The 18,922-nt window shown below is 74.1% G+C and carries 16 protein-coding genes; 9 read left to right on the top strand and 7 right to left on the bottom strand.

The features are described from left to right. Nucleotides 1-87 precede the first annotated feature (87 nt). Nucleotides 88-1,299 (top strand): acyl-CoA dehydrogenase family protein, encoded by a 1,212-nt coding sequence (locus BLS70_RS13145; RefSeq protein ID WP_091768606.1) that lies wholly within the window; start codon nucleotides 88-90, stop codon nucleotides 1,297-1,299. Between the two features lie 18 nt (nucleotides 1,300-1,317). On the opposite strand, the gene BLS70_RS13140 is transcribed toward BLS70_RS13145, so the two are convergent. Beyond that, nucleotides 1,318-1,518 (bottom strand): hypothetical protein, encoded by a 201-nt coding sequence (locus tag BLS70_RS13140; RefSeq protein ID WP_091768603.1) that lies wholly within the window; start codon nucleotides 1,516-1,518, stop codon nucleotides 1,318-1,320. Nucleotides 1,519-1,607: 89 nt separating this feature from the next. On the opposite strand from BLS70_RS13140, the gene BLS70_RS13135 reads away from it, so the two are divergent. Continuing rightward, entirely contained in the window at nucleotides 1,608-1,982 is a 375-nt protein-coding gene (locus BLS70_RS13135; protein ID WP_176946405.1) for a DUF1801 domain-containing protein, read from the top strand. A gap of 3 nt (nucleotides 1,983-1,985) precedes the next feature. Here the strand turns inward: BLS70_RS13135 and BLS70_RS13130 are convergent, their stop codons facing one another. Continuing rightward, nucleotides 1,986-2,210: a hypothetical protein gene (locus tag BLS70_RS13130; RefSeq protein WP_091768597.1), complete on the bottom strand. Its 225-nt coding sequence runs from the start codon at nucleotides 2,208-2,210 to the stop codon at nucleotides 1,986-1,988. Nucleotides 2,211-2,255: 45 nt separating this feature from the next. Next, on the bottom strand, nucleotides 2,256-2,783 hold the full coding sequence (locus tag BLS70_RS13125) for a GNAT family N-acetyltransferase (RefSeq protein ID WP_176946404.1): 528 nt from the start codon (nucleotides 2,781-2,783) through the stop codon (nucleotides 2,256-2,258). A 70-nt stretch (nucleotides 2,784-2,853) separates the two neighbouring features. On the opposite strand from BLS70_RS13125, the gene BLS70_RS13120 reads away from it, so the two are divergent. Continuing rightward, entirely contained in the window at nucleotides 2,854-3,150 is a 297-nt protein-coding gene (locus BLS70_RS13120) for an ArsR/SmtB family transcription factor (RefSeq protein ID WP_218122408.1), read from the top strand. Continuing rightward, nucleotides 3,135-3,518, top strand: a complete 384-nt coding sequence (locus BLS70_RS13115; RefSeq protein ID WP_091768590.1) for a VOC family protein — start codon at nucleotides 3,135-3,137, stop codon at nucleotides 3,516-3,518. Before BLS70_RS13120 ends, BLS70_RS13115 begins: the two co-directional genes overlap by 16 nt. 16 nt (nucleotides 3,519-3,534) lie before the next feature. Here BLS70_RS13115 and BLS70_RS13110 read toward each other — a convergent pair whose 3' ends face one another. Continuing rightward, nucleotides 3,535-5,151 (bottom strand): LCP family protein, encoded by a 1,617-nt coding sequence (locus BLS70_RS13110; protein ID WP_091768587.1) that lies wholly within the window; start codon nucleotides 5,149-5,151, stop codon nucleotides 3,535-3,537. A gap of 232 nt (nucleotides 5,152-5,383) precedes the next feature. Here BLS70_RS13110 and BLS70_RS13105 point away from each other — a divergent pair, with 232 nt between their 5' ends. The 5 genes from BLS70_RS13105 (at nucleotide 5,384) to BLS70_RS13085 (ending at nucleotide 11,387) form a co-directional block, all read left to right on the top strand. Continuing rightward, the gene (locus BLS70_RS13105; protein WP_091768584.1) at nucleotides 5,384-6,334 is read left to right on the top strand and encodes an acyl-ACP desaturase; all 951 of its coding nucleotides are present in this window, start codon (nucleotides 5,384-5,386) and stop codon (nucleotides 6,332-6,334) included. A gap of 28 nt (nucleotides 6,335-6,362) precedes the next feature. Next, the gene (locus BLS70_RS13100) at nucleotides 6,363-7,166 is read left to right on the top strand and encodes an exodeoxyribonuclease III (protein WP_091768581.1); all 804 of its coding nucleotides are present in this window, start codon (nucleotides 6,363-6,365) and stop codon (nucleotides 7,164-7,166) included. Between the two features lie 38 nt (nucleotides 7,167-7,204). Continuing rightward, nucleotides 7,205-8,320 (top strand): SPL family radical SAM protein, encoded by a 1,116-nt coding sequence (locus BLS70_RS13095; protein ID WP_091769284.1) that lies wholly within the window; start codon nucleotides 7,205-7,207, stop codon nucleotides 8,318-8,320. A gap of 11 nt (nucleotides 8,321-8,331) precedes the next feature. Continuing rightward, nucleotides 8,332-9,078, top strand: a complete 747-nt coding sequence (gene yaaA, locus BLS70_RS13090) for a peroxide stress protein YaaA (RefSeq protein ID WP_091768578.1) — start codon at nucleotides 8,332-8,334, stop codon at nucleotides 9,076-9,078. A 176-nt stretch (nucleotides 9,079-9,254) separates the two neighbouring features. After that, a complete protein-coding gene (locus BLS70_RS13085) occupies nucleotides 9,255-11,387 on the top strand; it encodes a SpoIIE family protein phosphatase (RefSeq protein ID WP_255362454.1) in 2,133 nt (710 codons plus the stop codon). A gap of 21 nt (nucleotides 11,388-11,408) precedes the next feature. Here the strand turns inward: BLS70_RS13085 and BLS70_RS13080 are convergent, their stop codons facing one another. The 3 genes from BLS70_RS13080 to BLS70_RS13070 form a co-directional block, all read right to left on the bottom strand. Further along, nucleotides 11,409-13,073, bottom strand: coding sequence for a DEAD/DEAH box helicase (locus BLS70_RS13080; protein WP_091769280.1), 1,665 nt, complete (start codon nucleotides 13,071-13,073; stop codon nucleotides 11,409-11,411). A 90-nt stretch (nucleotides 13,074-13,163) separates the two neighbouring features. Continuing rightward, nucleotides 13,164-18,152 (bottom strand): NAD-glutamate dehydrogenase, encoded by a 4,989-nt coding sequence (locus BLS70_RS13075; RefSeq protein ID WP_176946403.1) that lies wholly within the window; start codon nucleotides 18,150-18,152, stop codon nucleotides 13,164-13,166. A gap of 57 nt (nucleotides 18,153-18,209) precedes the next feature. Then, complete coding sequence (locus BLS70_RS13070; protein WP_091768572.1) at nucleotides 18,210-18,581, bottom strand: phage holin family protein; 372 nt, start codon at nucleotides 18,579-18,581, stop codon at nucleotides 18,210-18,212. Nucleotides 18,582-18,922 lie beyond the last annotated feature (341 nt).

The raw sequence follows: 18,922 nt of genomic DNA, 5'->3' as shown, positions 1-18,922 counted from the left end.
CTCGAGGACGCCGGGGCCCGGCCCGCTCGCATCTGCGGGGTCACGCCCGGTGCGACGTGAGCCATTTCCGCGTCTACCGTGCCGGGCATGGACTTCGCCCTCTCCGCCAAGGCCGAGGACGTCTGCGCGCGCGCCTGGGACTTCATGCGCGAGCACGTCTTCCCCGCCGAGCCCGTGTACGACCGGTGGCGCGCCGAGCGCGGCCACGGCGACCACGGGCATCCGCCGGTCCTGGAGGACCTCAAGGCCGAGGCCCGCAGGCGCGGCCTGTGGAACCTCTTCCACCACGAGGTCGGCGGGCTGACCAACCTCGAGTACGCCTCGGTCGCCGAGATCACCGGCTGGTCGCCGGTCATCGCCCCCGAGGCCATGAACGTGGGCGCGCCCGACACGGGCAACATGGAGACGCTCATGCTCTTCGGCACCGAGGAGCACAAGCAGCGCTGGCTGGCCCCGTTGCTCGAGGGCGAGATCCGGTCGGGCTTCGCCATGACCGAGCCCGACGTCGCGTCCTCGGACGCCCGCAACATCCAGACCTCGATCGTGCGCGACGGCGACGAGTACGTGATCAACGGCCGCAAGTGGTGGACCTCCGGCGCCGCCGACGAGCGCTGCCAGATCTTCATCGTCATGGGCAAGACCGATCCGGACGGCCCGCCGCACCGCCAGCAGTCGATGGTTCTCGTCCCCCGGGACACCCCCGGGCTGGAGATCGTCCGCCACCTGCCGGTGTTCGGGTACCAGGACCAGCACGGCCACTCGGAGCTGCGGTTCACCGACGTCCGCGTGCCGGTGGGCAACATCCTCTCCGGCGAGGGCGACGGCTTCATGATCGCCCAGGCCCGGCTGGGCCCCGGCCGGATCCACCACTGCATGCGGGCCATCGGCATGGCCGAGCGGGCACTGGCGCTGATGGTCGAGCGGAGCAAGAGCCGGGTGGCGTTCGGCCGCCCGCTGGCCGAACAGGGCACCGTCCGCGAGGCCATCGCGCTGTCCCGCATCGAGATCGACCAGGCGCGCCTCTACGTGCTCAAGACCGCCGACCTGATCGACAGGTACGGGGCCAAGGGCGCCCGCACCGAGATTTCGGCCATCAAGGTGGCCGCGCCCAAGGTGGCCCTCGCCGTCATCGACCGGGCCATCCAGGTGCACGGCGGGGCCGGCGTCAGCGACGACACCGTCCTGGCGCGCTTCTACGCCAGCGCCCGCACCCTCCGGATCGTCGACGGCCCCGACGCCGTGCACATCCGCGGGGTGGCAAAGGAGGAGCTGGCGCGCGAGCGCCCCTTCACCGGCTGAGCCGCCGGGCGGCGATCGCTACGGGGCGATCGTGCCGCCCAGCGCGCCGCCGGCCAGCTTGGCCATCAACTGCGTCCGGTCGAGGCCGACGCCGGCCAGCGCGTCGGCGTCCCGCTCCGTGTCGATCCGGTCGGGCAGCTGCGCCTCGACCCGGTCGGCGGTGTCGTTGTCGCCCTCGGTGCGCAGCACGCGCACCAGTTCCTGCCTGTCGAGTTTCACGGCGGCGAGTGTGGCCCCCGTCACGTCTGACCACAACGGTGAGAGCGCTCGGACCCCTGATCGTCGGTGGACGGGTGCATGCTGCGCCCGTGCCGCACGATGCCGAGGTCGACTCCCTGCTCGCCCAGCACACCCCTGAGGTGGCGGTGGCAGCGCGGCGCGTGCGCGCGGCTGTCCTGCACGGTCGGCCCGACCTGACCGAGCGGGTCCGCGACGGCTGGCACTCGATCAACTACCGCGACCCGGCGGCCGGTTTCGTGTGCGCGATCTTCCCGATGGCCGACCGTGTCCAGCTCGTGTTCGAGCGCGGTGTCCTGCTGCCCGACCCAGCGGGACGGCTGACCGGTACCGGACGCCAGGTCCGCTCGCTCGAGTTCACCGACGCGAGCCAGGTCGACGACGGCGTTGTCCAGGAGTTCCTCGACCACGCCGTCGAGATCGGCGCGGGGCTCCGCGCGCGCTGAGACTCAGCCGCGGGAGTCCGCGCGGCGGACGAGGAAGGCCCCGACGCCCGCGACCACCAGACCGCAGAGCAGCTGCGCGATCCCGACGCCCGCCTGGTCGCTGCTGAACCACGTCACCGACGACAGCAGCAGGACGACGGCGACGCCGAGCACGAACAGGCCGACCAGCCGCGCCCGGTCCTGTTCGGGCGAGCGCCGGGGGGAGCGGTCGGGCGAGCCGGAGGTCATGCCCCCCGGTCTACCAGAGCAGGGCCCGGCTCGAGGTGCGGGGCATCAGAGCCTCTTGACCAGCAGGATCTCGTCCCGGTCGTCACCGACTGCGACGCGGATCGCCCCGGGCAGTCGCCCCACCTCGGTGTAGCCCAGGCCGCGGTAGAACGCGTCCACCCCCGTGCCCCCGCGGGCGGTGAGGTAGACGAACTCCCAGCCGCGGTCCGCGGCGATGCGGTGTACGCCCTCCATGAGGGCCCGGCCCAGCCCGGCGCCCTGGCGGGACGGGTGCACCTGCACCCGCAGGACCGTGCCCCAGTGCCGGCGCAGCGGGGACGACGACCCGACCAGGGCCGCGAAGCCGGCCGTCGCGCCGTCCACGGTGAGCACGCACAGCACGTCCCGCCCGGAGGTCACGCCCTCCAGCAGGCGCTCCAGCACCGGCGCGACGTCCCCGGCGACCACCGGCGGCACGAAGCCGACGGCGCCGCCGGCGTTGCTGACGTCCACCCAGCAGGCGAGCAGCTCGGCCCGGAGCCCGTCGTCGACGACGGTCACGGGGCGGACGTCGACGGCGGGCACGCCGGTCATTCTCCCGCGCCGCTTCCAGCGGGGCCCCGGGGGTTGTCATGCAAGCAGTTGCTTGCCTATGGTTCCGGGTGTGGGCGACGTGTTCCGGGCCCTCGCCGATCCGACCAGGCGCGCGATCCTCGACGAGCTGCAGGAGCGGTCGGGCCAGACGCTGTTCGAGCTGGTGAGCCGGCTGGTCATGCGGCACGGCCTGACCAGCAGCCGGCAGGCCGTCTCCCAGCACCTCGACGTCCTCGAGGCCGCCGGCCTGGTCCGGACCCGGCGGGAGGGCCGCTACAAGTTCCACGACCTGGACACCGCACCGCTGCGCGCCATCACCGACCGGTGGCGCATCGACCCCCAGGAGGACCCGTGCGCATCACCCTGACCAGCGTGTTCGTCGACGACCAGGAGAAGGCGCTGCGGTTCTACACCGACGTGCTGGGCTTCGCGGCGAAGAACGACGTCCCGATGGGCGAGCACCGCTGGCTGACCGTCGTCTCCCCCGAGCAGCCCGACGGCGTCGAGCTGGTCCTCGAGCCCGACGAGCACCCGGCGGCCCGGGCCTACAAGCAGGGCCTCGTCGCCGACGGGATCCCCTACAACTCCTTCAGCGTGACCGACGTGCAGGCAGAGTACGACCGGCTGTCCGCCCTGGGCGTCCGCTTCACCCAGCCGCCCACGCGGATGGGGCCGGTCACGACCGCGGTGCTCGACGACACCTGCGGCAACCTGCTCCAGATCGCCGCGATGTGAGTCCGGCGGGAGCGGCTCAGTCGCCGGCTGTCGGCGGCTTCCCCGCGAGGAGCGCGAGGGCGGCCGCCTCGCGGTCGTAGGCGCAGGCGTCGCGCACGTCGCTCGGGGCGGCCAGCGCGGCCAGGTCCTCGTCCGTCAGCGGGGTCGTGCCGCCCACCGGTGCGTCCGTCGGGCCTCCGGCGACGGCGTCGTCCCCGGGAACCGTGCCGCCCGGGGCCTCGTCCCCGGTGTCGTCGGTCTCCGCCGGCGGGTTCAACGCCAGGAACACGATGCCGCGGATCCGGTCGTAGTCGGGGTAAGCGGGGTCGATCACCGAGTTGTCGAAGACGACGCTGCGGATGTCGGCGTCCTTCACCAGGAACGCCAGGTCGACGAAGTCGTCCAGCGCCGAGCGCGGGATGTCGGTGAAGACGACGTCCCGGGTGGTGCGGGCCAGCTCCTGGTACTTGCGCAGCATCGTGATGGGGTCGGCGGCGTCGACGATCGCGTCGATCGTGCAGCGCTGCCGGTCCATGCGGTCGTAGTCGGTGAGGTTGTAGCGCCCGCGCGCGAACTCCAGGGCAGTGAAGCCGTCCAGGCGCTGGTCGGGCCCCGGGGCGATGTAGTCGTCCGGCGGGATGCGCAGCGTCGGCTCGCCGCCGATCGGCACCCAGTAGTTGACGTTGACCGTGATGCCGCCGAGCGCGTCGACCAGCCGGCTGAAGCCCTCGAGGTTGATGAGGACGTAGTAGTCCAGGCGCAGCCCGAGCGCCTCGCCCACGCCGAGCTTGAGGAAGTCGGCCCCGGGGTTGTCGGTCGGCCCCAGGACGTCGGGGTGCATGGCCGGGCCGTTGCGGTAGACGGCGTTGAGCAGGCTCTCGCTCTCGCTGCCGGCGTCGAAGCCGTCGGGGTAGAGCTCGGCCAGCGGGCTGCTCGGGGGGAAGGGCAGGTCCTCGAGGTTGCGCGGCAGGCTGAACAGCGTCGTGTCACCGGTGTCGGTGTCGATGCTCGCGACGATGACGCTGTCGGTGCGCACGCCCTCGCGTCCCTCGCCGCCGTCCCCACCGAGCAGCAGCACGTTGACCCGCTCCTGGTCGCCGAACGGGTCCGGGTCGTCGTCCTCCACCGTCGCCGAACGCCCGTCGTCGGGGAAGACGTCGGCGATGAGGTCGCGCCCCTCGAGCGCGAACCGGCCCGCCAACGCAGCAGGGAGGACGGCAGCCGCCAGCAGCAGCACCACCACGACGCCGCCCGCGGCGCGTTGCCCGCGGCCGGTGCCACGGGGGACCAGCAGCAGGTGACCGGCGACCACGACCGCGGCCCACAGCACCGTTCCGACGCCGATGCCCACGACGATCCACAGCAGCGAGGAGGTGTCCGCGGCCGCGCGGAGCGCTGACCGCTGCCCGCCGGTGGCCAGCCAGATGCCCGTCGCCGCGAGGACCACGAACAGCGCGAGGACGACGCCGCCGAGCACGCGCCGCCCCGTCGCCAGGAAGCCGGTGCCGGGCAGGAGCGCGTTGAGCACCGTCCACCCGAGGGCACTGCGGAAGCTCCCGGCGCGGTGCGGTGCCCGGCGGGTCGAGCGCTGCGAGGAGGAGGACCCGGGCGCCGCGGGAGTCGGCTCGACCGGCGCGTCGGACGTGCCGCTCACCGGCGGATCGGCGCGGTCGGAGCCCAGGTCACCCCGCCATGCTCCCACCGATGGCGGTTCAGGGTCGCGCTGCGGGGGCGCCCCCACCGGGAACCCCCGTCCGGGCGACACGCCGACGACCAGGGTGGGTGCGTGCGGACGCCTCCGAACGGGCACTCACCGTGCACGCGACCCGGCGGTTACGGGCGCGTAGGTTACGACGGCGTAGGTCGAGTCCACCCTGGAGGTCACCATGGCGAAGACGTCCCCGCAGGCAGCCGTCCTCACCGAGCTGGAACCGGTGGTGGCCCAGAACCTGGACCGGCACATCCGGATGGCCAAGGAATGGCACCCGCACGACTACGTGCCGTGGGACGAGGGGCGGAACTTCGCCTTTCTGGGCGGCGAGGACTGGTCGCCCGAGCAGTCGCGGCTGGACGCGACGGCCAAGGCCGCGATGTTCGTCAACCTGCTCACCGAGGACAACCTGCCCAGCTACCACCGGGAGATCGCGACCCGCTTCGGCCGGGACGGCGCCTGGGGCCAGTGGGTGGGCCGCTGGACGGCCGAGGAGGGCCGGCACGGCGTCGCGCTGCGCGACTACCTCGTCGTCACCCGCGGCGTGGACCCGGTCGAGCTCGAGCGGGCGCGGATGGACTACATGACCACCGGCTACGACTCCGGGGACAAGAGCCCCCTGGAGGCGGTGGCCTACGTGTCCTTCCAGGAGCTGGCGACCCGGGTCTCGCACCGCAACACCGGCCGGGCCACCGGCGACCCGATCGCGGACAAGCTGTTGGCGCGCATCGCGACCGACGAGAACCTGCACATGATCTTCTACCGGAACCTGGTGACGGCGGCGTTCGACATCGATCCGGACGAGACGATGAAGGCCGTGGCCCACGAGGTCATGCACTTCGAGATGCCCGGGGCCAACATGGCCAACTTCCGCAAGAACTCCACGATCATCGCGAAGGCCGGCATCTACGACCTGCGGCTGCACCACGACGAGGTCGTGGCGCCCATCCTGCGCACCTGGAAGGTCTTCGACCGCAGCGACCTCGGGCCGGAGGGCGAGCAGGCCCGGGAGCAGCTGGCGGAGTTCCTGGCCGGCCTCGACGCGCAGGCGACGAAGTTCGTGGAGAGCCGCGAACGAATGCGCGCCCGCATGGCGGCCAAGGGCGAGACGCCCGTCCAGGTGTGAGGGTCCTCGTTCCGTAGGGTCGGGAGCCATGCGGCTGGCGACCTGGAACGTGAACTCGATCCGCACCCGGGCCGACCGGGTGGCCGCCTTCCTGGAGCGGCACGGCGTCGACGTGCTGGCGCTGCAGGAGACCAAGTGCCGGGACGACCAGTTCCCGGAGATGGTCTTCGCGCCCCTGGGCTACGAGGTCGCGCACGTGGGCCACTCGCAGTGGAACGGCGTCGCGATCCTGTCCCGCGTCGGGCTCGACGACGTCACGACCGGCTTCCCGGGCATGCCGTCGTGGTCGTCGAAGGAGGGTGTGGACCCGGCCCCGGAGGCGCGCGCCCTCGGCGCCACGTGCGGCGGCGTCCGGGTGTGGAGCCTGTACGTGCCCAACGGCCGCACGCTCGCCGATCCGCACCTGCAGTACAAGCTCGAGTGGCTGGAGGCCCTCCGGGTCGCCGCCGGTGGCTGGCTGGCCGCCGAGCCGGAGGCGCCCATCGCGCTGGTCGGCGACTGGAACATCGCCCCCCAGGACGACGACGTCTGGGACATGTCGGTCTTCACGCACTCCACCCACGTCTCGCCGGCCGAGCGCGCCGCGTTCCAGGGCGTCGTGGACGCGGGCTTCGCCGACGTGGTGCGGCCGCTGGCACCGGGCCCCGGCGTCTACACGTACTGGGACTACACGCAGCTGCGCTTCCCGCGCCGTGAGGGCATGCGGATCGACTTCGTGCTGGGCTCCCCCGCCTTCGCCGGCCGGGTGGACGGCGCGTTCATCGACCGCGAGGAGCGCAAGGGCAAGGGTGCCAGCGACCACGCCCCCGTGGTGGTCGACCTCACCCCCTGACGGGACCGCCCGGGGCCGGCCCGGTGTTGTACGAGGTGATGCCTCCCGTCGCCGCTCCCTCCGCCGCTCTCACCGCCGTCGCCCCCGCACCCACCCGCCTGTGGACACCGAAGCGCGTCCTGGTCACCCGCTCGGCCGCCGAGCGGCCCTACGGGCAGTACGTGCTGGGCCGGCTGGAGCAGGCCGGGGTCGAGGACGTCGAGCTGCTGCAGGGTGACCGGCTGCCCAACCTGCGGGGCGACGGCGACCGTGCCGCGTTCATGCTCGCGAAGAACACCATGGCGCTCGTGGTCCCCCCGGCGTCGCTGCGCCGGCTGCAGCCCATCGCGCCGTCGGCGGACTGGCGGTTCGACCTGGCGCAAGGCTGCCCCGCGCATTGCTCGTACTGCTACCTGGCCGGCTCGCTGTCCGGGCCGCCGATCACCCGGGTCTATGCCGACCTCGACGAGGCCCTCACCGGCCTCGACGCCTACGTGGGCCGGGGCTCCGTCACCTCCGGCACCGCCGAGCGCGGCGGCGAGGGCACCACCTTCGAGGCCTCCTGCTACACCGACCCGCTCGCCCTGGAGCACCTCACCGGCGGGCTGGCGCGGGCGATCACCCGCTTCGGCACCGCCGAGTGGTCCGGCCCCGTCCAGCTGCGGGCGACCACCAAGTTCGACGACGTCGCCTCGCTGCTCGACCTGCCGCACGGCGGCCGCACCCGGCTGCGCTTCTCGGTCAACGCCGCCTCGGTGGCCCGCCGCTTCGAGGCGGCCACGAGCCCGGTGCCCGGCCGCCTCGCCGCCCTCGGAGCGGTGGCCGCCGCCGGCTACCCGGTCGGGGTCACCATCGCGCCCATCATGCCGGTGGACGGGTGGCAGCAGGAGTACGGCGACCTGCTGGACGCCATCGCCGCCGTCCTCCCGCCGGGCACCGACCTCACCGTGGAGTGCATCACCCATCGCTTCACGCCGGGCAGCAAGGCGACGCTGACGGAGTGGTACCCGCGCAGCCGGCTGGAGATGGACGAGGGACAGCGGACGACGAAGCGCGGCAAGTTCGGCGCCGTCAAGCACGTCTACCCGAAGGAGACGATGGCCGAGCTGCGCGGCTGGTTCCAGGACGCGGTGGCCGCCCGGCTGCCCGGCGCCCACCTCCTCTACTGGACGTAGCCTTCCCTCCCGTGCTCGTCCTTCTGCCGCCGTCGGAGACCAAGCACCCCGGTGGGGACCGCGACCCGCTCGACCTGGCCGCGCTGACCGCTCCGGAGCTCACCGGCGTGCGCACCGAGCTGGTCGAGACTCTGGTGAAGCTCGCCGGCGACGTCCCGGCGTCCCGCGCGGCGCTGGGCGTCTCCGAGAAGCAGGACGACGAGATCGCCCGCAACGCGGCCCTCTGGACCGCTTCCACCCTGCCGGCGATCGAGCGGTACACCGGTGTGCTCTACGACGCGCTCGACGTGCGCTCGCTGACCCGCGCCCGGCGGGCCCGGGCCGATGCGCGGCTCGCCGTCGGGTCCGCACTGTTCGGCCTGGTCGCCGCGACCGACCGGATCCCCGCCTACCGTCTGTCGGCCGGGTCGGCGCTGCCCGGCCTGCCGACGCTGCGGGCGGTGTGGCGACCCGCGCTCTCCCCCGTGCTCGCGGCGCTCCCCGGCCTGGTCGTCGACCTCCGCAGCGGCTCGTACGCGGCGCTGGCGCCCGTACCCGGCGCGGTCACCGTGCAGGTGCTCAGCGAGCGGCCGGACGGCACGCGGGCGGTCGTCAGCCACTTCAACAAGGCCCACAAGGGACGGCTGGCCCGGCTGCTGGCCACCACCACCGCGGAGCCGGACGACGTCGTGGGGCTGCGGCGACTGCTGAGGCGGGCGGGGTTGCACGTGGAACACGACGGCGACACCGCCCTCACGCTGGTCGTGCCTGCGGTTTGACGGCGACACCCGGAGGGGTCGGTTGCACCGCGCCGCCGCCGTGACATAACTTCTCCGGACGGCGTGCGGCTCGAACAATCTGGCCTTGCCTGACGGACCCGGGGCGGACCCGGGCAGAAGGGCTCTCCGTGCATCCATCCCCCGACCGGACGACCGCCGCGGACGGCGATCCTTCGGTGGCAGGGGCGCGTCCCGATGCGGCCGGGCAGGTCGCCGACCTTCGCCGCCGACTCACCGCGCTGCAGCACCAGTACGAGACCGAGCGGCTGCGCTGGGAGCTGGCCAAGGAGGCCGGAGAGGTCGGCACCTTCGACTTCGAGCCGGCCACCGGTCTGCTGCTGTGGGACGAGCAGCTGCAGCGGATGTTCGGCTACGACCCGGCCACGTTCGACCAGTCGCTGGACGCGTTCACCGCCCGGGTGCACCCCGACGACGAGCGCTGGCACGCCGATGCGCTGCAGGCCAGCGTCGACACCATGGGCGAGTACGACGTCGAGTACCGGATCGTGCTGCCCGACGGGGAGACCCGCTGGATCCACGCGCGCGGCCGCCATCTCCCCGGCCCCGACGGGCGCACCGACCACCTGATCGGTGCGGCGTACGACACCACCGGCGAGCGGGAGGCCTCGACCCGGGTCACCCGCGTGCTCGAGGCGATGCCCGCCGGCTTCTACTCGCTGGACCGGGAGTGGCGGTTCACCCACGTGAACGCCGAGGCGGAGCGGCTGCTCGGCCAGAGCCGCGACGAGCTGCTGGGGAAGGTCCTCTGGAAGGTCTTCCCCGCCACGATCGGGAGCGTCTTCGAGGAGAGCTACCGCAAGGCCGTGGACGCCGGCGAGCCGGTGGCCTTCGACGCGTACTACCCCGCCCCGCTGGACGGCTGGTACGAGCTGCGCGCCTGGCCGACGCCCGACGGGCTGTCGGTCTACTTCCTGGAGGTCACCGAACGCCGGAAGGCGCAGGAGCGGGCCGAGCGCTCGACCTACCAGCTGGCGATCCTGGCGCAGGTCAGCGCCGAGCTGGCCGGCACGCTGGACACCGTCGTCGCCACCGCACGGCTACCCCGCCTCGTCGTCCCGGCGCTGGCCGACTTCTGCGTGATGACCGTCATCGGCGCCGACGGGGCCCCGCGGGACGTCGGTAGTTGGCACGTCGATCCCAGCACACGCCCGCTCCTCGAGCGCTACCGCGAGGTCCGGCTCGACGCGATGCCGATGACCGCCCCGGTGGCCCGCGCGCTGCACACCGGCGAGGCGGCGACCTTCCGCGGCGACGACGTCCTGTCCGTGCTGCCCGAGGGGCCGGCCCGGGAGCTGCTGGCCCTGCTCGCGCCCGAGACGGAGGTGGCCCTCCCGCTGCGCGCCCGCGGGCGGACGGTGGGCCTGCTGACGCTCTTCTACGCGCCCGGTCACGCCCCGAGCGCGGACGACGTCACGGTCGCCCAGGAGGTGGCCGACCGGGCGGGCCTGGCCCTGGACAACGCCCGCCTCTTCAGCGCCCAGCAGCAGCTGGCCGAGGGGCTGCAGCGGAGCATGCTCACCGACCCGCCGGAACCCGACCACGCGGAGATCGCCGTCCGCTACCTGCCGGCGGCCGAGGCGGCCCGCGTCGGCGGTGACTGGTACGACGCGTTCCTGCAGCCTGGCGGCACCACGATGCTGGTCATCGGCGACGTCGTCGGCCACGACACGGAGGCGGCGGCCGCGATGGGGCAGCTGCGCTCGCTGCTGCGCGGCATCGCCACCTACAGCGACGCCCCGCCGGTCGAGGTGCTGCGCGGGCTGGACGCGTCGATGGCGACCCTTCGCGTGGGCACGCTGGCCACCGCCGCCGTCGCCCGGTTCGAGCAGACCCCGGAGGAGGTCGGGCGCGGGATCACGCGGATGCGCTGGGCCAACGCCGGGCACCTGCCGCCGCTGGTGATCAACCCCGACGGCAGCGTCGCCGAGCTGGCCCCGTGGGTGGGCGACCTCATGCTCGGCGTGGACCCGACCACGACGCGGCACGAGTCGGTGGTCACCCTCGACCGCGGTGCCACCGTGCTCCTCTACACCGACGGCCTGGTCGAACGGCGCGACGCCGATCTCGACCAGGGCCTGCTCCGGCTGCGGACCGCCCTCACCGAGCTCTCCGGGCTGCCGCTGGACGAGCTGCTCGACGAGCTCATCGAGCGGCTGGTCCAGGGCCGGCCGGACGACGACGTCGCGCTGGTCGCCGTCCGGCTGCACCGCCAGGACCGGCCCAGGCCGGCCGAGGCGGGGCCCAACATCGTGCCCCCGACGGTGCCGCCGGACCCCGCCGGCACCTGACGGTGCCGGCCCCCCTGCGGCTCAGGCCTTGTCGCGGCGGACGGTCGCCTTGCGGCCCTTGATCATGGTGGCCTTGAGCGAGCTGATGACCTCGTTCGCGGCGGGCTCGGGCACCTCCACCAACGCGAACCGCTGGTGGATCTCGATCGCGCCGATGTCGCGGCCGGTCAGCCCGGTCTCGCCGGTGATCGCGCCGACCAGGTCGCCCGGGCGGATCCCCGCCTCGCGGCCCAGACCGACGAACAACCGCGCCGTCGGCCCACCCGGGGTCCGGCGGGCCGGCCGCTCGCCACGGGGACCGGCAGGACCGCGGCCGGCGTCGCGGTCGGTGCGGAAGCCGACCTGCGGGATCTCCTCGTCGTCGTCGGCTCCCCCGGCCGCCTCGTGCGCGAGCTTCACCGCGGCCAGCGCCACCTCCATGAGGTCGAACTCGTCGGCCAGGGTCTCGACCACGACGCGGAAGCGGTCCAGCTCGTCACCGAGCAGGCTCTCGCGCAGCGCCGCGCGGGTCAGGTCGAGCCGCCGGGCGCGCAGGTCGGCCACCGTGGGCACCGTCTGCACCGAGATCGTCGCGCCGGCGACCTTCTCGATGGTCTTGAGCTGCCGGTGCTCGCGCGGCTCGGCGAGGGTGATGGCGACCCCCTCGCGCCCGGCGCGGCCCACCCGGCCGATGCGGTGCACGTAGGACTCCGGCGCCGAGGGGACGTCGTAGTTGACGACGTGGGTGAGCTGCTCGATGTCCAGACCGCGGGCGGCGACGTCGGTGGCGACCAGGAGGTCCGCCGTCCCCGAGCGGAGCCGGGCCATGACCTTGTCCCGCTGCTCCTGGCTCATCCCGCCGTGCAGCGGCTCGGCGCGGTAGCCGCGGCCGTTGAGCGTCTCGGTGAGGGTGTCGACCTCCTCCCGGGTGCGGCAGAAGACGATGGCGGCCGTGGGCGCCTCGATGTCGAGGATGCGGCCCAGGGCGGCCGGCTTGGCTGCCCGTGGGACGACGTAGGCGGTCTGCCGCACGCGCGGGGACGAGCCGGCGGCGGCCTGCTCGCGCGCGATGGTGATGCGGGCGGGGTCGCGCAGGTGGCGGCGGGCCAGCGCGTCCAGGCGGCGCGGCATGGTCGCGGAGAAGAGCACCGTCTGCCGCTGCTCGGGCGTCGCGTCGAGGATGGCCTCGAGGTCCTCGGCGAAGCCCATGTCGAGCATCTCGTCGGCCTCGTCGAGGACGACCGTGGCCACCTCGTCGAGCCGCAGGCTCCCCCGGTTCAGGAGGTCCAGCGCCCGGCCGGGCGTGGCGACGACGACGTCGACCCCCGCCTCCAGCGACCGGAGCTGCCGGACGATCGGGGCGCCGCCGTACACCGGCAGCACGCGGGCGCCGAGGTCCTTGCCGTAGCGGTGGAACGCCTCGGAGACCTGCACCGCCAGCTCGCGGGTCGGCACCAGCACGAGCGCGACCGGTGCCCGCCCGCTGCGGTGCGCCTCGAGGTGCTGCAGCACCGGGAGCGAGAAGGCGGCGGTCTTGCCGGTGCCGGTCGCCGCCTGGCCGAGCAGGTCCCGCCCGTCGATCACCAGCGGGATGGCCTCGAGCTGGATGGGGGTGGGCTCCTCGTAGCCGAGGGTGGTGAGCGCCTGGAGGAGCTCAGGGCGGAGCCCTAGCTCGGCGAAGGTGGGGCCGTCCTGATCGGTGTTCATCACCACCCATGGTCCCTGTCCGCACGCGGGACCACCCTCTGACCCCCTCTATCACTCTCTAGCGGCGGCGCTAGACCGTCCGAGAGGGCGTCAGACGGGGCGCGGCACGCGGCGCGCCTCGCGTCTCCGGCGCAACCCACGCAGGGTGCGGACGGCGACCAGCAGCTCGGCCAGCTCCTGCCGGTCGCCCCCGGCGATGTCGGCGAGCTGTGCGGCAGCCCGCCCCTGCGCTGCGTCCCAGCTGTCGGCCCAGGTCGCGACCAGCGCGTGCGGGTCCTCGTCGTCGCTGCTGCGCAGTCCCAGCACGTCCTCGGTGAGCGAGGCCTGCTCGAGGGCGAGGTCGTCCCGCAGCGACGCGCGGGCCATCGACGGCCAGCGCCGGTCGCGCGGCAGCGCGGTGATCAGCTCCCGCAGCGGCACCAGGCCCAGCCGCTCGGACAGGCACTGCATAGCGCGACCGGCCAGCTCCACAGGCGCCCCGGTCCGCTCGGCGACGACGGCGAGGTCGAGCGCGGCGGGCATCAGCGGAGCGGCGGCGACCTCGGCGGCCAGCTCTCCCGGCACCCCGGCGTCGCGCAGTCGCCCGGCCCGCGCGGTGTACGCGTCTGCCTCCGCGCCCAGCAGCCAGCCGGGCAGCCCGGCGCGGACGGCCGCGACCGCGGGGCCGAACCGTTCCGTCACAGCCCCCAGCGGGAGGGGTGGTTCGACGGTCACGTCGCGCTGGCGCAGCAGCCAGCGCGTGCCGCGCTCGGCCAGGCGGGTCGCCTCGCCGCGCAGCTCCACCTGGACGGCGGCGGTCACCTGGTTGTCCAGCGGCCGGACGGCGTCCCACATCCGGTCGACGTCGAAGACCGCGCGGGCGACGGCGTGCGCCCGCACGACCGTCGCCGGGGGCACGCCGCTCTCCTCCGACAGCCGGTACAGCCCGGTCACCCCGGCGACGTTGACCGCCCGGTTGGTCAGCGCGGTCGCCACGATCTCGCGGCGCAGCGGGTGCGCGGCGACCGCCTCGGGGAAGCGCTCGCGCAGGGCGCGGGGGAAGTAGTCGACGAGCAGCCGGTCCAGGGCCGGGTCGTCGGGCAGCGACGAGCCCAGCACGGCGGCGTCGGTGTCCAGCTTGGCGTAGGCGAGCAGCACCGAGAGCTCGGGTCCGGTCAGCCCCTGGCCGTCCCGGCGCCGCTCGGCCAGCTGCCGGTCGTCGGGCAGCGCCTCCACCGCCCGCTGCAGCCGGCCGGAGCGCTCCAGGGCACGCATGAAGCGCTGGTGGGCATCGAGCAGGCTGCGCGCCGAGGCCGTCTCGGCGGCCAGCGTCGCGTTCTGCGCGTGGTTGTCCGTGAGGACGGCGGCGGCCACCTCGTCGGTCATCTCGCCGAGCAGCGCGGCGCGGTGCTCGGCGTCCAGCGCCCCGCGGGCGACCACCGCGTTCAGCGCGATCTTGATGTTGACCTCGTGGTCGGAGGTGTCGACGCCCGCGGAGTTGTCGATGGCGTCGGTGTTCACCCGCCCGCCGGCCAGGGCGTACTCGATCCGGCCGCGCTGGGTGAGCCCGAGGTTGCCGCCCTCGCCGACGACCCGCACCCGCAGCTGGCCGCCGTCCACCCGGACCGCGTCGTTGGCCTTGTCCCCCACGTCGGCGGCGCTCTCGCCTGCCGCCTTCACGTAGGTGCCGATCCCGCCGTTGAACAGCAGGTCGGCCGGTGCCAGCAGGATTGCGCGGATCAGCTCCTCCGGGCTCAGCGCGCTGATCCCCTCGGCCAGGCCCAGCGCCTCCCGCATCTGGGCGGGGACCGGCACCGACTTCGCCGTCCGCGGCCACACCCCTCCCCCGGCGCTGATCAGCGCGGGGTCGTAGTCCGCCCACGAGGAGCGCGGCAGGTCGAACAGCCGCCGGCGTTCGGCGAAGGACGACGCCGCGTCAGGGGACGGGTCGACGAAGACGTGCCGGTGGTCGAAGGCCGCGACCAGCCGGATGTGCTCGGACAGCAGCATCCCGTTGCCGAACACGTCGCCGGACATGTCGCCGACGCCGACGACGGTGAAGTCCTGCCGCGCCACGTCGAGGTCGAGCTCGCGGAAGTGCCGGGTGACCGACTCCCAGGCACCGCGGGCGGTGATGCCCATGGCCTTGTGGTCGTAGCCGACCGAGCCGCCGGAGGCGAACGCGTCGCCCAGCCAGTAGCCGCGCTCGACCGAGATCGAGTTGGCCAGGTCGGAGAAGGTCGCCGTCCCCTTGTCGGCGGCGACCACGAGGTAGGTGTCGTCGCCGTCGTGGCGCACGACGCGCCCGGCCGGGACGACGGCGCCGTCGACCAGATCGTCGGTGAGGGAGAGCAGCGCCCCGATGAAGATCTTGTAGCAGGCCTGCCCCTCGGCGAGCTGGGCCTCGCGGGAGGGGTCGGCGGGCGGCCGCTTGACGACGAAGCCGCCCTTGGCGCCGGTCGGCACGATGACGGTGTTCTTGACCATCTGCGCCTTGACCAGGCCGAGGACCTCGGTGCGGAGGTCCTCCCGGCGGTCGGACCAGCGCAGCCCGCCGCGGGCGACGGCGCCGAAGCGCAGGTGGATGCCCATCACGCGCGGCGAGCTGACCCAGACCTCGCGGGCCGGGCGCGGCTCGGGGAGGTCGGGCACCGACGCCGGGTCGAGCTTGAGCGCCAGCACGGGGTGCGGCGGCGCGGACATGGCGTAGTACGTCGTGCGCTGGGTGGCGGTGATCGCGGCCAGGAGCGAGGAGAGCACCCGGTCGGCGTCGAGCGACTCGACCTCGCCGATCGACCTCCGCAGCGACTCGGTGAGCACGGCCTGCCGCTCATCGCGGTCACCGGTGCTGCGCGGTGAGAACCGCGCCTCGAAGAGGGCCACCAGCCGCGAGACGACGTCGGGATGGGCAGCCAGCGTCGACTCGACGTAGGCCTGGCTGAACGGCAGCCCCGCCTGGCGCAGCCACTGCACGTAGGCCCGGACGACGCCGACCTGCCGCCAGTTGAGCCCCGCCAGCATGACCAGCGCACCCAGGCCGTCGTCCTCGGCGTCGCCGCGCCACACCGCGCCGAGGGCGTCGGTGAACCGCTCGGGCAGCGAGCGGAGCAGCGGGAGGTCCACCGCGGGGACGGCGACGCCGAAGTCGTAGATCCACGACCGTGCGCCACCCATCCGGTCGATCTCGTAGGGCCGCTCGTCGACGACCGAGACGCCCATGTGCTGCAGCAGCGGCAGCACGTCGGACAGCAGCAGCCGCTCCCCCACGCGGTAGACCGTCAGCCGGCGCTCCCCGGGCCCGGCGCCCGGCGGCGTCCACAGCCGGAGCGCCAGCTGCCCGGGAGCCAGCCCCTCGAGCCGGGCGAGGTCGTCGACGGCCCGCTCCGCCGGGAAGTCGTCCTGGTACGCGGCCGGGAAGGCGTCCGCGACGCGGGCGAACAGCTGCTCGCCGTCGGCGCCGTGGCGGGCGACCAGCGCGTCGGCGAGGTCGTCGGTCCAGCTACGGGCGGCGGCCGCCAGCTCGGCCTGGAGCGCTTCGGCGTCGACCGCCGTGGGCCCCGGCCGGCCCGTGCGGCTCACCGGCAGTCGGACGACGAAGTGCAACCGCGCCAGCACCGACTCGGTCGACCGGGCGGTGTACTCGATGCTCGTGCCGCCCAGCCGCTCCAGCAGCAGCTGCTGCATGCGGGTGCGCACCTCGGTCGTGTACCGGTCGCGCGGCAGGTAGACCACGGCCGACCAGAACCGCCCGGTCGGGTCCTGGCGCAGGAACAGCCGGGTCTGGCGCCGCTCCTGCAGGTGCAGGACGGCGTCGGCGACCGGCAGCAGCTCGTCGGTGCCGACCTGCAGCAGCTCGTCCCGGGGATAGGTCTCCAGGACCTCGAGCAGCTCCTTGCCGGTGTGGCTGTCGGCGGGGACGCCGGAGCGGGCGATGACCTCGGCGACCCGCCGCCGCACGAGCGGCACGTCCAGCACGCTGGCGGTGTAGGCGCTCGAGGGGAACAGCCCGACGAAGCGGTGCTGCCGGTGCCCGTTCCCGTCGGCGCGGGGAAGGGTGAGGACGACGAGGTCGAGCCAGGCCCGGCGGTGCACCGACGAGCGGCTGTCGGCCTCGGTCACGGTGACCAGGTGCCGGCCGGGCACCTGCGCCGCCTCGGGGGGCGGCGAGGGGGCACGCTGGTCGGTGTCGCTGCGGAGCACGCCCAGGCCGCTGCCGGGCACGGGCCGGGAGCCCGCGGGCTCCTCGCCGGCGATCAGGTCCACGTCACGGGCGCCGAGCAGGACGACGTTGCCGTCGGCCAGCCAGCGCAGCAGCGCCGCCGCCTCGACCGGGTCGTCGGCGGGATCGGCGCCCGGGGCCGGTGCGACGTCGCCGGCCCGCTGCTCCAGCGTGCCCGCGAGGTCCAGCAGCCGGGCGCGCAGGCGCGGGCCGTCCTCGTGGACGGCCCGGACGTCGTCGAGCACGGTGCGCAGGCCGGCGACGAGGTCCGCGACGGCCTCGTCGTCCAGCGGGCCGTCGAGCACGACCGCCATCCACGACTCGGCGAGGGCGTCCGCGCCGCAGCCCTCCGGCCCGGCGCTGTCGCAGAAGGCGAGGAGCCGGCCGCGGACGTCGCGGCGCACCACCAGGACGGGGTGCACGACGTGCGCGATGCCGACGCCCTGCCGTACGACCTCGGCGGTGACCGAGTCGACCAGGTAGGGCATGTCGTCGGTGACCAGCCGGACCACGGCGACGCCGTCGCGCGACCGGACGACGTCGACGAGCGCGCCGCCGGTCGGGCGGGTCCCGGCCGCGGCGACGTGGCCGAGCGCCAGCTCCGCCAGCTCGCGGGGCTCGCGGGCCAGCACCTCGGCGGCCGGCTCGCTCCAGTAGTACCGGCGCAGCAGCGCGGGGACGTCGTCGGCGGTGCAGCCCGCGGGGTAGTCGGCGTCCGACCCGAGGGCGTCGACCGCGGAGCGTGCCGCCTCCTCCAGGAGTCGTCGCTTCTCGTCGCGGGCGGCTTCCAGCGCGGCCAGCTCGGTCAGGGAGCCGGTCGTGGTGCCGCCGTCCGGCGCGCGCGCCGGGGTGTCCGGGACGACGCCGGTGGTGCTCGGCATGGCCGCGACGCTACTGCGCCCGGAGGGCCCCGGCTCGGCGACGGGCAGGGAGCGGGATCAGCGGTCCAGCACCTGGTCGGCCGCCCACCCGGCGAGCGCCAGGATCAGGCCACCGAGGACCGCGGTGCCGAAGCCGTCGATGGTGAGCCGGTCGGTGATCGCGGCGGTCAGGCCGAGCAGCGCGGCGTTGACCACGAGCAGGAACAACCCCAGCGTGAGCACCACGAAGGGCAACGACAGGAGCCGCAGGACCGGTCCCACGATCGCGTTGACCACGCCGAAGATGAGTCCGATCCACAGGTAGGTGCCGTACTCCCCCAGCGGTCCGTCGGGGTTCGGGACGATGTCGAGGCCCGGAAGCACGTCGAAGTAGGTCAGCGCGTAGAAGACCGCTCCGAGGATGACCACCTTGAGCGCGAACTTGATCACGGCGCCGACGCTAGCGCCCCGCCGCTCCCGACTGGGGGACATCGAGGCGTCTGACCGTGTCTAGCGCATCGGCTAGACGCTGGCAGACGACCCACGACAGCGCCATGATCCTTCCGTGACCCCTCTCGACCACGGGCTGCTCCTGCGCGCGCCGGCGTGGGCACGCGTGTGGGCGGCGGTGTTCCCGGCCCTCTTCGCGGCCGTCCTCGTCTTCGTCATGCGCTCCGACGAGCCGCCGGTCCTGGCGCTCGCCGTCGCCATGGTCGGACCACAGGCTGCAGCGCAGCCACGTCGCCTCGGTCGAGGTGGGACGGCTGACGGCAGCGACCAGCCACGCGGTG

The organism is Blastococcus aurantiacus (assembly GCF_900102425.1).
Taxonomy (GTDB): domain Bacteria; phylum Actinomycetota; class Actinomycetes; order Mycobacteriales; family Geodermatophilaceae; genus Blastococcus; species Blastococcus aurantiacus.
The sequence above is the reverse complement of the archived record's forward strand: the minus strand, read 5'-3'. Positions and strand labels throughout refer to the sequence as shown.

What these genes read in the sequence shown, in the direction of transcription:
- BLS70_RS13145 (WP_091768606.1), top strand. Translation starts at nt 88, where the DNA reads ATGGACTTCGCCCTCTCCGCCAAGGCCGAGGACGTCTGCGCGCGCGCC.
- BLS70_RS13130 (WP_091768597.1), bottom strand. Translation starts at nt 2,210, where the DNA reads ATGACCTCCGGCTCGCCCGACCGCTCCCCCCGGCGCTCGCCCGAACAG.
- BLS70_RS13125 (WP_176946404.1), bottom strand. Translation starts at nt 2,783, where the DNA reads ATGACCGGCGTGCCCGCCGTCGACGTCCGCCCCGTGACCGTCGTCGAC.
- BLS70_RS13105 (WP_091768584.1), top strand. Translation starts at nt 5,384, where the DNA reads ATGGCGAAGACGTCCCCGCAGGCAGCCGTCCTCACCGAGCTGGAACCG.
- BLS70_RS13100 (WP_091768581.1), top strand. Translation starts at nt 6,363, where the DNA reads ATGCGGCTGGCGACCTGGAACGTGAACTCGATCCGCACCCGGGCCGAC.
- BLS70_RS13095 (WP_091769284.1), top strand. Translation starts at nt 7,205, where the DNA reads ATGCCTCCCGTCGCCGCTCCCTCCGCCGCTCTCACCGCCGTCGCCCCC.
- BLS70_RS13080 (WP_091769280.1), bottom strand. Translation starts at nt 13,073, where the DNA reads ATGAACACCGATCAGGACGGCCCCACCTTCGCCGAGCTAGGGCTCCGC.
- BLS70_RS13075 (WP_176946403.1), bottom strand. Translation starts at nt 18,152, where the DNA reads ATGCCGAGCACCACCGGCGTCGTCCCGGACACCCCGGCGCGCGCGCCG.